Annotated in this window: 9 protein-coding genes; all 9 read left to right on the top strand. The window is 40.9% G+C overall.

The window, feature by feature from the left end; genetic code table 11:
* The first annotated feature begins 21 nt into the window (after nucleotides 1–21).
* Nucleotides 22–3,102 carry a peptidase domain-containing ABC transporter gene (locus tag DP114_RS06885; RefSeq protein ID WP_169265287.1) on the top strand — a complete coding sequence of 1,027 codons (3,081 nt, stop codon included), beginning with the start codon at nucleotides 22–24 and terminating at the stop codon, nucleotides 3,100–3,102.
* 299 nt (nucleotides 3,103–3,401) lie between these two features.
* A complete protein-coding gene (locus DP114_RS06880; protein ID WP_171975756.1) occupies nucleotides 3,402–4,961 on the top strand; it encodes a putative HlyD family type I secretion protein in 1,560 nt (519 codons plus the stop codon).
* Nucleotides 4,962–5,088: 127 nt separating this feature from the next.
* The gene (locus DP114_RS06875) at nucleotides 5,089–5,865 is read left to right on the top strand and encodes a peptidylprolyl isomerase (RefSeq protein ID WP_171975755.1); all 777 of its coding nucleotides are present in this window, start codon (nucleotides 5,089–5,091) and stop codon (nucleotides 5,863–5,865) included.
* A gap of 478 nt (nucleotides 5,866–6,343) precedes the next feature.
* The gene (locus DP114_RS06870) at nucleotides 6,344–6,661 is read left to right on the top strand and encodes a hypothetical protein (protein WP_169265290.1); all 318 of its coding nucleotides are present in this window, start codon (nucleotides 6,344–6,346) and stop codon (nucleotides 6,659–6,661) included.
* 182 nt (nucleotides 6,662–6,843) lie between these two features.
* Complete coding sequence (locus DP114_RS06865) at nucleotides 6,844–7,116, top strand: hypothetical protein (RefSeq protein WP_169265291.1); 273 nt, start codon at nucleotides 6,844–6,846, stop codon at nucleotides 7,114–7,116.
* A 66-nt stretch (nucleotides 7,117–7,182) separates the two neighbouring features.
* On the top strand, nucleotides 7,183–7,488 hold the full coding sequence (locus DP114_RS06860; protein WP_169265292.1) for a hypothetical protein: 306 nt from the start codon (nucleotides 7,183–7,185) through the stop codon (nucleotides 7,486–7,488).
* Nucleotides 7,489–7,584: 96 nt separating this feature from the next.
* Nucleotides 7,585–7,785 (top strand): hypothetical protein, encoded by a 201-nt coding sequence (locus tag DP114_RS06855; protein ID WP_169265293.1) that lies wholly within the window; start codon nucleotides 7,585–7,587, stop codon nucleotides 7,783–7,785.
* A 151-nt stretch (nucleotides 7,786–7,936) separates the two neighbouring features.
* Entirely contained in the window at nucleotides 7,937–9,316 is a 1,380-nt protein-coding gene (locus DP114_RS06850; protein ID WP_171975754.1) for a calcium-binding protein, read from the top strand.
* 433 nt (nucleotides 9,317–9,749) lie between these two features.
* Nucleotides 9,750–14,243 carry a tetratricopeptide repeat protein gene (locus DP114_RS34315; protein WP_216669973.1) on the top strand — a complete coding sequence of 1,498 codons (4,494 nt, stop codon included), beginning with the start codon at nucleotides 9,750–9,752 and terminating at the stop codon, nucleotides 14,241–14,243.
* Nucleotides 14,244–14,286 lie beyond the last annotated feature (43 nt).

Genomic DNA, 14,286 nt, shown 5'->3' with positions numbered 1-14,286 from the left:
TGTTGTGGAGGAAGAAACGAAATGTCATCAGAATTTTTGCAGCAACTGTGTCAACAACTTGCTGATGCTTTTGAGCAGGTTGTTTCACAACAGGAACTAGCAGGGTGTATTGCACAGGCAGAAATCCTGGAACCAACACCCACAAAGCAGTTTTTGCAAACAACAGACAGTATTGCCGGAATTTATATAGTTCTTCGTGGCAAAGTCAGACTCTTAGATAGCGCAGAGAACTTAATCACAACCCTAGGTACAGGTTCTTGCTTCGCAGAAGCCACCTTGTTTCCAGAACAAGACTTTTTACCATATATTGCCAAAGCTTCAACTAACCTCAAGCTTTGCTATCTCAAACTAGAGATATTAAAAGCTTTGATAGATAATAATCCCAAGTTTCGCGATCGCCTACTGCAACGCGCTCAATTATGGGACTTACTACTGCGATGTCGGCAAAATTCGCAAATCGAGTGCCCGCCACCAGATGTACCAGAAATACTAAAAGGTTTATCTTATTTCTCTCAACACTTTTTGGATAGCAACCAAAAAATATCGCTACCCAAAGATAGTAAATTGTGGCTGGTGTACAAAGGAGAACTGCGACATACAAATGGTCAAAGTTTGACACCAGGACAAATTATTACACACTCAGATCAGGGAGATTGGCAAACAACTGAGCCAACGATCGCCTACGATCTCAAAGAAACACAATGGCAAACAGTAATTGAACACGCTCAGCAATTAGCACAGTTGGTAGAACCCGAACAAGGTTCACCCGCACCTCAAGAACAGAAGTCACGTCCTCGCAAATCAAAATCAGAACAAATTACTCCTTCTGGAAACGTCATCCCTTTTCGCCACCGGGAGTCAGCGACAACAAGACAAGAGCCACCAAAAAAATCACGCCCTTACTTTCCAACTCCCAAAGTCAAAGTCGGGCAAGCGTGGGGACAACTAACCAAAAGCTACCCATTTTTTGCACAGCAAAGTGCTGCTGATTGTGGTGCCGCGTGCCTGGTAATGATAGCACGCTATTGGGGCAAACGCCTAAATCTGAATCGACTGCGGGAGTCAGCTAACGTCAACAAGTCTGGTGCATCACTCAGTGCTTTAGCCGCCACCGCCGAAAATGTTGGCTTTGCAACCCGTCCCGTCAAAGCCAGCTTTGATAAACTAGCACAACAATCCCTACCAGCGATTGTCCATTGGGAAGGCAAACACTACATCGTCCTCTATGAAATTACCTCAAAGCGAGTGATTGTGGGTGACCCTGGGATTGGTCAACGCATTCTCAGCCCAAAGGAATTTCAGGCAGGTTGGACTGGATACGCCTTATTGCTGCAACCCACATCTGTACTCAAAGAAACAGAAGATGACAGCACAGGCATTTGGAGGTTTTTTGAGCTACTCAAACCCCACACTTGGGTACTACTGGAAGTTTTCTTTGCTTCAATACTAATTCAGGCGTTTGGGCTAATCACGCCCCTATTTACCCAACTACTTTTTGATAGAGTCATTGTTCAGGGTAGCACCTCTACATTAAACGCTGTCTGTGTTGGGTTGATCATATTTGGTTTGTTCAGCATCGCTGTGAATGGCTTAAGGCAATATCTTTTAGCGCATACAGCAAACCGTGTCAGCATTGCACTGTTGGTAGGTTTCATCAAACATACCCTACGCTTACCTTTATCGTTCTTCGAGTCCCGCTACGTCGGAGATATTGTCTCTCGCATCCAAGAAAACCAAAAAATTCAACAATTCCTGACTGGCGAAACGCTGTCAATCATTCTGGATTTGTTGACGGTGATTATTTATGCAGGATTGATGTTTTGGTATAACTGGCGGATGGCACTTCTAGGGTTAATGACTGTACCGCCATTTTTTATCCTGACACTAGCTTCTACAAACATCTTGCGTCGGATGTCCAGAGAGATTTTCAATGCAGGCGCGGAACAAAGCAGTTATCTGATTCAAGCCCTCACAGGTATTCGTTCTGTGCGTTCAATGTCAATTGAACATACCGTGCGTTGGCGTTGGGAAGAACTGCTGAATACTTTGACCAAAAAATCTTTTAGCGCACAGATTATTGGCAATAACCTGCAAATTATTAGTGGTGTCATCGACACTGTGATGCATACGGCATTGCTATGGTACGGGGCCTCGCTAGTGATTAATCAAGAACTCACCATAGGACAACTGATTGCTTTTAATATGTTATTGGGCAATGTCCTTAGCCCTTTCAAACGACTTAGCGTGGTGTGGAATCAATTCCAAGAAATTGTGATTTCTGTGGAACGCATCAACGATGTCCTGGATGCAGAACCAGAAGAAGACTTGCAAACTAAACCCCGCAAGCCTTTGCGTCAGATGCGCGGTCACATTCGCTTTGATAATGTCACTTTCCGCTATCACTCAGAAAGCCAGACGAACGTCCTGGAAAATCTCAGCTTTGAAATTAAGCCGGAACAAACAGTTGCGGTGGTGGGACGCAGTGGTTCAGGAAAGACAACCTTGTCAAAGTTAATGTTGGGTCTATATCCTGCAAGCGAAGGCAAGGTCTTAGTCGATGGTCACGATGTCAGTAGTATCACTCTTAAATCCCTGCGACAACAAATGGGTGTGGTAGACCAAGATACTTTCTTGTTTGGTGGTACAATTCGAGAAAACATTGGTATCGCCCATCCAGAAGCCTCTTTAGAAGAAATTATAGAAGCAGCACGTTTGGCTGGAGCAGATGAATTTATTCAGCAGATGGCAATGGGTTACGACACCGAAATTGGTGAAGGTGGTGGGATGCTTTCTGGCGGACAACGCCAACGTCTGGCGATCGCCCGCGCCTTGCTAGGTAATCCCCGATTTATAATTTTCGATGAAGCCACCAGTAGCCTGGATGCAGAATCCGAACGAATCATTCAGAACAACCTAAAAACTATTCTTCAAGGACGCACGAGTCTGATTATTGCTCATCGCCTTTCCACTGTCCGCAACGCTGATTTAATTCTGGTGTTAGACCGAGGTGTCTTGATCGAAAGCGGGACACACGACGAATTAATCGTTAAAAAAGGACATTATTACTACCTGAATCAACAACAACTTGCTCATGTAGGTTAAGTTTCTACAGTTAGCAGTGATCACCTAAATGATGATCATTGATTTCGCGAACCATTAGCCGAAAACTATTAGGACTTACGCACTGTACAAAGAAAAATGTGGATTAACTAAACTGCAACCGTTAATGACGTTTTTCTTGAAAACCATGTACAAAATACTCACCAAATCCTCATATTTCATGTGTATATTGCAAATGACAATTATCATTGAGCCGAAATAATGCGTCTTAAAAAAAGTTCAAACCTAAGATTTGACTCAATTCACATAATCAATTTTTTGACAATGCGTAAGTCTTAACTATGCCAAACACATCTCGTGATCCCTCATCTGGAGTTCCGCCCCAGTCAGATCCGCAGAAAAACTACATTCCTTCAGCCAAAAGTGCGGAATCTACTGAGTTATCTAAGCATACAGAAGCAACAGATGATACACAAAATTGGTTTTCTGGAACCGAAGAACTGTTAGATGCTTTACCTAAAGTTTGGACGCGTTCTTCGCTGTACTTGTTGACAGCTTTTGCCCTGATTGTCTTACCTTGGGCGATGTTCTCAAAGGTTGATGAGACAGAGAGTGCTAGAGGACGTCTTGAACCTAAAGGTGCAACCCAAAAATTAGATAGTCCAGTCGGTGGAAGTGTCACTGCTGTCAAGGTCAAAGAAGGCGAAACTGTAAAAGCAGGTCAAGTTTTATTGGAACTGGACTCACAGGTTGTCAAAACTGAACTTAACCAGGTTCAAACAAAGTTGGACGGACTCCAAAATCGGCGAAAGAGCTCAGAGCTACTCAAAAATCAATTAACGCTTTCTGTGCGTACTCAGCAACAACAAAACCAAGCTCAACTCTTAGCAAAGCAGTCTCAAGTGGACCAGGCGCGACGGAATTTAGATACTCTCAAATCCGTTTATAACTTACAGAAAGAGGAAAAACTGGCCAAAGTAGCCCAAGTGCAGCAAGCTCTTGATTCTAGTAAGTCAGCTTATAAGTTAGCAGAAGTTCGTCTTCAGGCCTCTCAAGAAAAAGTCCCACGCTATAAAAAAGCCTATCAAGATGGTGTCATGCCACAAGAGCGTTTTGAGGAAATCCAACAGTCTGCAAAGGAAAACTACGAATACCTTCTGCGAGCGAAATCAGATATTGCTCAGACTCAGTCGAGCTTAAAAGAACAACAAAGCAGTTATCAAAGAACCATTCAGCAAGCTCAGTCTGAAATCCAGCAAGCACAACTCAAAGCGGAGGAAGAACAACGCAATTATCAAAGCCTGGTTCATACAGGTGAACTTGCACAACTCAAAGCAGAGGAACAACTCAAAGAACTGCAAGCACAAATTGATTCTGTTCAATCGGAAATTTCCCAAACTCAAAGTCAATTAACAGCCTCAAATATTCAGTTGCAGCAACGAGTAGTGCGATCGCCTATTGATGGTGTGATTTTTGAATTTCCCACTACCAAACCGGGAGCCGTACTACAACCAGGTCAAAGAGTTGCTCAAATTGCACCATTACAAGTTGGTGTAGTACTCAAGGCTGTGATACCAAACCAGCACAGTGGCTTCTTAAAAGCGGGTATGCCTGCCAAAGTCAAGTTTGATGCTTATCCTTTCCAGGAGTATGGCATTGTGTCAGCAAAAGTTAATTGGATTTCTCCAGACTCCAAAGTTACCCAAACGCCTCAAGGGAATGTAGAAAACTTTGAGTTAGAAATTACTTTGGATAAACAGTATATCGAGAATGGCAACAAACGTCTTCAATTCATTCCTGGACAGACTGCAACCGCTGAGGTGGTTATCCGCCAGCGGCGTATCATAGACTTCATCCTAGATCCATTTAAGAAATTGCACAAAGGTGGCTTAAACGTTTAGTCAAAAGTCAACTTCAACAGTGAACAGTACCAGCTGCAATGAACAAGGGGTGGATGAGTCCGTTTCCTACCTGATAACTGGTAACTGATAACTGATAACTGTTTTAAATTCCCAGGAGAATCGTCTCGTGTCAGAACCTTTGACCATTTCGTCCTCAGACCTGATTCAGAGTTTAAAGCTTTCTTGTCAAATCCCTGATGTTGTGCAAGCGATCGCAACCCAAAAAATTATTGCATCAGCTGCCCAAGAAGCAGGTATTCAAGTCTTAGAACAAGAAGTTCAACAGGAAGGAGATAGATTACGCTTTGCCAAAAAACTAGTCAAAGCTCAAGACACTTGGAACTGGCTCAAAAAACATCATCTCTCTCTGCCTGAGTTTGAACAATTGATCCATAACAAGGTACTAGCCACTAAGTTAGCTCATCACCTCTTTGCTGGGCATATAGAACGCTTCTTTTATGAAAACCAACTCAATTACGTTGGTGCTGCCACATATGAAGTCATCTTGGATGACACAGACTTAGCTCTAGAACTGTTTTATTCTCTGCAATCAAACGAAATCATTTTCCAAGAAATAGCTCGTGAATATATTCAACAGCCTGAACTTCGACGTGCTGGAGGATATAAAGGAATACGACGTCGTAAAGATTTTCGACCAGAGATTGCAGCGGCTGTGTTTGCTGCTACTCCACCGTCCCCTCTCAAGCCGATTTCAACCTCCAAGGGAGTTTATTTGATTTGGGTAGAGGAAATTGTTCAACCTATCTTGGATGAGCAGTTGCGTGAGCAAATTCAGCAGGAATTGTTTGATCATTGGTTGAAGGAACAAGTTACATCGATGGAAATCGTTACTGATTTAGATGTAGGTTTTCAAGCATCAACAGAACTGCCTAAGCAAGCTTGATTTCCTTATTCAGTAAAAAAATTTTAACTTTCTAACCAATTTGCTAGCGACTTATCCTACTTTTATGCAGCAGGATATAGGGGTTTCTTTTTTCTAAAAAAGAGCTAACACTCTTTTCTGAGCATAAGAAACAAGAGCATGAGCAATTAAAAACATTACACAAGGGGAAAAACTTAACATTACTTACTTTCAATTTGACTGACACATTAACTTTATAAAAAGCCAAATATATTTCATTAAAGTCGATACAATTAGCTTTGTATTGGCTAATTTGTTGTTTTTAGCTATATAAAAAAAGATAACTTTAATAAGTCAAAAATATTAATTTTTTTATTTATATAAGTGAAAATTATAAACATTTTTTCGAAAAATAGTTGACTTATAAATTGAATGTTGTATATTTATAAATGTAAGCAAAAAACGCTTACACAAATTCCCAGAACAAAAACACAAAACATAATTTCCCAGGAGAAACCCCATGATTATTTCTGATTTGAATCTTTTGGAAACCGTTGAAGGCGCTGAAATTGTTGGTGGTATCGGCCTCACCAAAAATGTTAACCTGACCACAGGTTCAACACAAAATTTTAACGTTAATATTGCTCTGTTGGCTAACAAGAGCATCACCTCTTCCCTGACTAGCACTGTAAACGCTGTAGGTAACTCATCTATCAACATTTACGACAACACTGCTTCAGGTAACAACTCATATACTGAATCTAATGTCACCAATACTGTGATTGCGGGTGTAGGTTCTGAATCTGCTGGTGTCTTAACAGCTGGTGCTAGATTATAGTATATACTCCATAAGGGGTATAAAATGTTGACATTTTTTTGTCAATAAAATTATGAAAATGCTGAATATTTTATCTTTTTTTAGATGAAATATTTCAGCATATTTCTATTTGACAGCAAAACTGTCCAACTGCTCTTTATTGATGAACTCAGTCAAAAGTGAATTAAAAACATAGAAAAGCAATGTTGATCTTGGATCTCGATTATTTAGACTCTGTTTCTGAAGAAAATACCATGCATTTACATGGTGGTGGGAAGGCTTTAGCATTTACTGCATATTTGGCACGTGCTTTTGGTCCTTCAACCTACACTGGTACTCTTGCTGTAAATCAAGCAGTTGCTGGCACTAGTAGTCCTTCGGCTAGCAGTTATGCTGAAGCGATTGCAATTTCTGGAGGTAGTTCTGCGAGTAGCTCTGCTACTAGCGTTTTTTCTCTTTCCTCTGTTTCAAATTAACTCAACTTGTCATTAATCTGGCTTACCAAGAATATCTAAACTGAAATCATTTGGATGAAGTGTAACATGGATCAATTAGAAATCATTGACTTAGATTTTTGTGAAGTCGTAACTGAAGAAGATCTTCACGTAACAGGTGGATTACGGCTCGCTGATTTATTTAATCTGTTACCACAATTAGAAGGTTACGAAGTAACAGACGTAAGTTCCGATGACAAATCTGTTATAAAAAAATTAAGTAAACCTGGAGTTGTCGGATATGAAGTCTTAACAGATGATGGCAAGTTTAAATCTCGTTCCGTTACGTTATTTGCAAACAATTCTAATGGAACAATTGCTGGATCTTTTATAAGGAGTGTTTCATCAACATAACATAATAAAGTGAGTTGTCAGAAACGCTAAGGGTGTATCGCTAACTAAAAGCACATTTGCAATAAGTCTATAAAACAACAAACGGTTGGTATAATTATGGAAGAGCATGAGAAAGTTGTCGTTAAACGGATAGTCTCACCAGATGGCAAAGTTGTTGCGGAAGTAAAAGATTTTGTTAAAGCATCTGGTGATGGTAAAACTAAGATTATTCAAAGCGTTTCAGTAAAAGTTTCATCTGATAACAATTCCAGCAGTTCTTCACAATCTGGGTATAGTTCTATTTCTTGTGGTAATTAACAGGGAATAAGAACAGTTAGCACTTTAACTTCGTGCAATTTTGAGCTATTAACAATATCTTTACGTAAACCCAAGTGCATGCAATCATGCTTACGCTGTAAGGCGTGCCGTAGCCATACAAAGGAGCGTCTGGGCAGCAGATACACTTAGCATGCCCGTAGCGGCTCAGGATTTAGGACTGCTATTTTCTGGAACTTTTACAGCAAAATTCGCCAGGGAGCATCTGCACTCAGCTATCGCTGTTATTTTGCAGACAAACTTTACAATTGGAGAAAAGTTGAAGTTCATGGCATCAGAAACTGTATTTTTACAACCAACCAATACAACTCCTAATCCCAACCCTAATTTTGCTAACGCTACAGGGCTTTTTACTCTGTTCAACTATAGTCAACCTTCAGCATCTTTTTTGACTGCCTCGCAAGCGGACACATTGGTTCGCGGTGGGGTAGCTACTGCTATTGGTGACGCTAAAGCTATTTTCAACAATGATCCAACTTTCTCTGTACTCTTCAATGACAGTACTGGGATTGGTTTAGATGGTCCGTATGCAGGAAGTTCCAACAGTCAAACTAAAGTTGTTGCTAATTTTGCAGTTAAGGCGAATCTTGCTTTCCGTTTCGATTTTTTAGCAGATGTCGCACTGACAGCTAAAGAAATTGAAAATCCGAATGCTGAATATAACGAGGCTAAATCGAAAACTGCTTTCGTGGTGTTAGACACCAAAGATCCCAATAAACCCAAGGTCTTAGATTATTTTGGCATCACTGGTAACTTAATTTCCTCTAAAAAAGTTGGCGAACTGAAGTTTGGTGGTAGTAAGAATGTCAACATTGCCACTCCCAATCAAACTCGTGATGTTGATGGCAACAATGGGCAAGACTCCGTCACAGGCAAGTATAGTGGAACTTACCAGCAGACGTTTAAGCAAGATACCAACATAACTGTAGTGGAAATTCAAGCCACTGCAGTTACCTTTTTGGGGGATACTTTAATCGGCAATCTGGGAAAAGATGTCACATATGGCACGATAGGAGATGATAAACTGAGTGGCAGCGATGGTGCTAGTAAAATATATGGCAGCCTAGGAAATGATACTCTGGATGGAAACAAAGGTGATGATATCCTCGAAGGAGGTCCAGGCAATGATCGGCTATATGGAGATGCAGGTAATGATAAACTCAGTGGTGGTTCCGGCGATGACATCCTGACTGGTGGTCGTGGTAGTGATGTGTTGGTTGGTGGCGACGGCTATGACCAATTTGTATTTAAAGGTGGCGATAATTCAAGTAGTGACTACGACATCATCAAAGACTTCCAGGTTGGTACCGATAAGCTAGTATTCCAAAACTGGACTCTTCTGAGTCCTGATAAATGGTTAAAAGAGATGTTTTCTCAAGGTAACATAACCGATACCAAGGATGGTGTTCTCTTCGATTTTGAGCGTGGATGGACTGAAGGAAAATTACTGCTTGCGGGTGTAAATTCCAGTCAAATTAACTCTCAATCAATAGTGTTTACTTGGGGTTTTTAGCGGCTAATTGCTCTCTAAAACATCGACTTAGTATTTAAAATTGCTGTAGTGAATTGCCATTATCGGAAAATTTTTGAGCCAATAAGCCAATAGAGTTCAGTTAAGGCAAATATAGAACTTGTAGGTTGGTTGAAAAACGAACGCGACTGCGTGTCCGCAGGACAGAAACCAGCACTTACCTTTGTTCTGTTGGGTTGGGTGATCGTTGATCCAAGCTACTGTTTTCTTAATTAGGAAATTTGAGGCTATAAGCGCGATCTGCCGTTCGCGTAGCGTGCGCTTTGCGCTTAGGGAGCAGCGTTTGCGCAGCGCCCCCTTAGGGGCTAGCTATCGCCCTTATTTACCCAAAGGGTTTTCTTCCAGAAAACCCTCTGGGCATAGGGGAGGCGAAGCGATCGCTTATTAAATAGCTCGATCTCATCTGGGTACAGCCATGAATACTGAAAATATTTTAGAATCTAACATTAAGTCTTTGATCGTAATCGCGACGCAGAAGCATCAGTCAGGTCAATTGGATGAAGCTGAATCGCTATATAAACAAATATTACAATTCCAACCCCAATTAGAAAACCAATATTACGCGATCGCAAGTTGCAATTTAGGAAGTTTATTTGAGCAGCAGGGTAAGTTAGACGCAGCGTTGAAGTCCTATCAAGAAGCATTAAGACTCAAACCTGACTATGCTGATGTTCATTACAATTTAGGAAATGTCTTCCTGCAACAAGGCAACTTAGAAACAGCGTCGAAGTCTTACCAGCAAGCGTTAAACGTTAAACCTGACTATGCTGAAGCTCATAATAATTTGGGAAGTGTCTTCCTACAACAGGACAACCTAGACGCAGCATTAAAGTCCTATCAACAAGCATTGAACATTAAATCTGACTATGCTGAGGCTCATTACAATTTAGGAAATGTCTTGCTGCAACAAGGCGAGTTAGAAAGAGCGTTGAAGTCTTATCAGCAAGCATTAAGCCTTAAACCCAACTATGCTCAAGCAAAATTTGGCATTTGTACGGTTCAGCTACCAATTATTTATTCCAATTTTGACGACATTCAGTTGAGGCGAAATAATTATCAGCAATGTCTCCAAAATCTGGCTTACCATTATCAAGCCGCTACTCCCGAAGAAAGGACAGAGGGGGCTAAAGCGGTCGGTTTCGTACAGCCTTTTTATCTGGCTTATCAAGGTTTAAATAATCGTCCTTTACAGCAAATATATGGGGAAATGATTGCTGGGCTGATGTCGAATCGCTGTCCCCAATACAGCCAAGCTATTCCCCTACCAGATTTGCAACCGAACGAAAAAATTCGCATCGGTTTTGTTTCCAGATTTTTTTACAATCATTCTAATTGGAAAATCCCGATTAAGGGTTGGGTAGAAAACCTGGATAGAAGTGAGTTTGAATTATTTGGATATCATACTGGTTCCAAACAAGATCAGGAAACTCTAATAGCAGCGAAAGTTTTTGATAAATTTACTCAAAAACGATTGTTGTTAGAACAATGGTGTGAAACCATTCAAAAAGACAAGTTACACATCCTAATTTTTCCAGAATTTGGGATGGATCCGCTGACAGTGAAGTTGGGTTGCTTAAGACTAGCTCCCATTCAAATCACATCTTGGGGACATCCGGATACAAGTGGGTTACCAACGATAGACTACTACTTGAGCAGTGAGTTAATGGAACCAGAAAACGCTCAAGAACACTATACAGAAAAGTTAGTTAGGTTGCCCAATCTATCGATTCATTACACGCCATTGGCGATTCAACCTCAAGTCATAAACAAAAAAGAAATAGGCATCAAAAATGACGAATTAATGTTCTGGTGCTGTCAAGCATTATTCAAGTATTTACCGCAACATGATGATGTCTTTCCTCGAATTGCCAAAGATTTAGGTAGTTGCAAGTTTGTATTTATTCAAAATAACAGAGGTGAATGTGTGACCGAAGTCTTTGAGCAGCGGTTAAGCCGTGCTTTTAAGGAATTCGGACTCAATTATCAAGACTACTGCATCTTTTTGCCTTATATGGATAGCAGGAGGTTTGCTGGAATGGCAGCTATCGCCGATGTCTTCCTAGATAGCATTGGTTGGTCGGGATGTAATTCGACTATGGACGCGATCGCCCATAATATTCCCGTCGTCACCTTGCCAGGAGATTTGATGCGGGGACGCCATACCCTAGCAATACTCAAAATGATGGGCATAGAAGAAACCATTGCTGCGACTAAAGAAGATTATGTGAAAATTGCAGTTCGTCTTGGGCAAGATTCTGAATATCGTCAATACATTAAGAAGCAAGTTGCTGACCAAAAATATAAGTTATATCATGATTTAAAACCAGTTAGAGCACTTGAAAATTTTCTTTTAAATGTAGTTGGTAAAAAAACCAGAATCCATCAATTTAATCGGGATAGTGATTCAGATTCAAATGTTCAATATCTCATCAACCGAGCTATTGATAAACATGAGTGTAAAGATTTTTATGAAGCGGAATCTCTCTACAAGCAGATATTAAAAATTCAGCCCACTTATGTTCTCGCTCAAATATCCTTAGCACAAGTATTGCAAGCGCAAAATAAATTATGTGAGGCGACCGAAGCTTACCAAAAAGTTTTAAATCTCTACCCAAATCCCCTAATAGCCTCTATTGCGCTGAACAACTTAGGAAATATCCTTAAGGAACAAGGTAACTTAGAAGTAGCGATCGAGTCTTACCAGAAAGCTTTACAAATTAACCATAACGATGCCTCATTTTATTATAACTTGGCAACAGCACTCTGCGACCAGGGTCTTTTAGAAAAAGCCGTAGAGTATTACCAGCAAGCCTTAAACATCCAACCTGATTTTGCTGCAGCCAAACTTGGCATTTGTATGGCTCAGCTACCGATTATTTATTCCAATTTTGACGACATTCAGTTGAAGCGAAAGAATTATCAGCAATATCTTCAAAATTTAGCTGAGCACTATCAAGTAGCAACTCCCGAACAAAGAATAGAGGCGGCTAAATCTGTCGGTTTTCTACAGCCTTTTTATCTGGCTTATCAAGGCTTAAATGACCGTTGTTTGCAGCAAGTCTATGGTGAAATGATTGCTGGGCTGATGTCGAGTCGCTATCCCCAAGGTCGCCAAGCTATTCCTCTACCAGATTTGCAACCGAACGAAAAAATTCGCATCGGTTTTGTTTCCGCATTTTTTTACAATCATTCTAATTGGAAAATTCCAATCAAAGGGTGGGTAGAAAATCTGGATAGAAGTGAGTTTGAATTATTTGGATATCACACGAGTCCCAAACAAGATCAGCAGACTCAAATAGCAGCGAAAGTTTTTGACAAATTTACTCAAAAACCATTGTTGTTAGAACAATGGTGTGAAACCATTCAAAAAGACAAGTTACACATTCTGATTTTTCCAGAATTTGGGATGCACCCAATGACAGTTCAGTTGGGTTGTTTAAGACTAGCTCCCATTCAAATGACATCTTGGGGACACCCGAATACGAGTGGGTTACCAACAATTGACTACTACTTGAGCAGTGAGTTAATGGAACCAGAAAATGCTCAAGAACACTACACAGAAAAGCTGGTCAAATTACCCAATTTATCGATTCATTACACGCCTTTGGCAATTGAATCGCAAGCAATCACTAAAGGGCAAATTGGTATTGCTGAGGACGAAATCATGTTCTGGTGCTGCCAATCATTGTATAAGTATTTACCCCAACATGATGATGTCTTTCCTAAAATTGCCAAAGACTTATCTAAGTGTAAGTTTGTCTTTCTTGAAGCACTACAAGGTGAATATCTTACCGAAGTCTTTCGTCAACGCTTACGACGAGCTTTTGAGGAATTACGCCTGAATTATCAAGACTACTGCATCTTTTTGCCTCGCTTAGATGTCACAGAGTTTGCAAGCACGAGCGCGATCGCCGATGTCTTCTTAGATAGCATCGGTTGGTCGGGATGCAACTCGACCTTAGAAGCGATCGCCCATAATATACCAGTCGTCACGTTACCAGGAGATTTAATGCGGGGACGGCATACCCTAGCTATACTCAAAATGATGGGCATAGAAGAAACTATTGCTGCAACTAAAGAAGATTATGTGAAAATTGCAGTTCGTCTTGGGCTAGATCCTGAATATCGTCAATATATTAAAAAGCAAGTTGCTCAAAATAAGCACAAGTTATATGGCGACTTAAAACCAGTTAGAGCACTGGAGGATTTTCTCCTCAAGGTGGTCAATAAGCCAAGACGATTTGGCGCGCAAGAAGTGGCTCAAACGCTTCAACTCGCAGTTCAACACCATCGAGCTAATCGCTTAGACGACGCACAAAAGCTATATCATCAAGTTCTGGAAAAACAACCTAACCACCCAGAAGCTTTATACAGTTTGGGTATGCTGGCGATTCAGTTGGGGCAGCCTCAAAGCGCCGAACAGTGGCTGAGTGCTGCTTCCCAAGCTCAGCCTGATTCTGTCAAGACGTGGTTTAGTTTAGGTAATTTGCGTTTAGGTCACGGGCAGTTTGCCGAGGCAGCGATCGCCTACCATCAAGCTCTCACCCTACGACCAGACTCATTACCAATTTACAACAACTTGGGCTATGCTCTGCAACAACAAGGATTATTTGAGCAAGCAATTAACTGCTACCAAAAAGCCTTAGAATTAAAACGGGACTTTACAGAAGCAGAAGTGAATTTGGGCAATGCACTTCATGCCCAAGGTAAGCTCTCAAGCGAAAAGCAGATCTACTACGCACAATTAAATCACAAATTGGGTATTGCCCGGGAGAAAGCCGGAGATTTAAAAACTGCTGTTGCTTATTACAAGCAAGCTCTCACCCTACAACCCGATTTGCTAGAAGCTCATTACAATTTGGGGATTGTACTGCATGAACTTGGGGAGTTAGAAGAGGCTAGAGCTTAGTATCAAAAAGTTCCAGAACTTAATCCTAACTACCCGGAAGTTT

Source organism: Brasilonema sennae CENA114, assembly GCF_006968745.1.
Classification (GTDB): domain Bacteria; phylum Cyanobacteriota; class Cyanobacteriia; order Cyanobacteriales; family Nostocaceae; genus Brasilonema; species Brasilonema sennae.
Note: the sequence above shows the minus strand (reverse complement) of the source record. Positions and strands in the feature narration are given on the sequence as shown.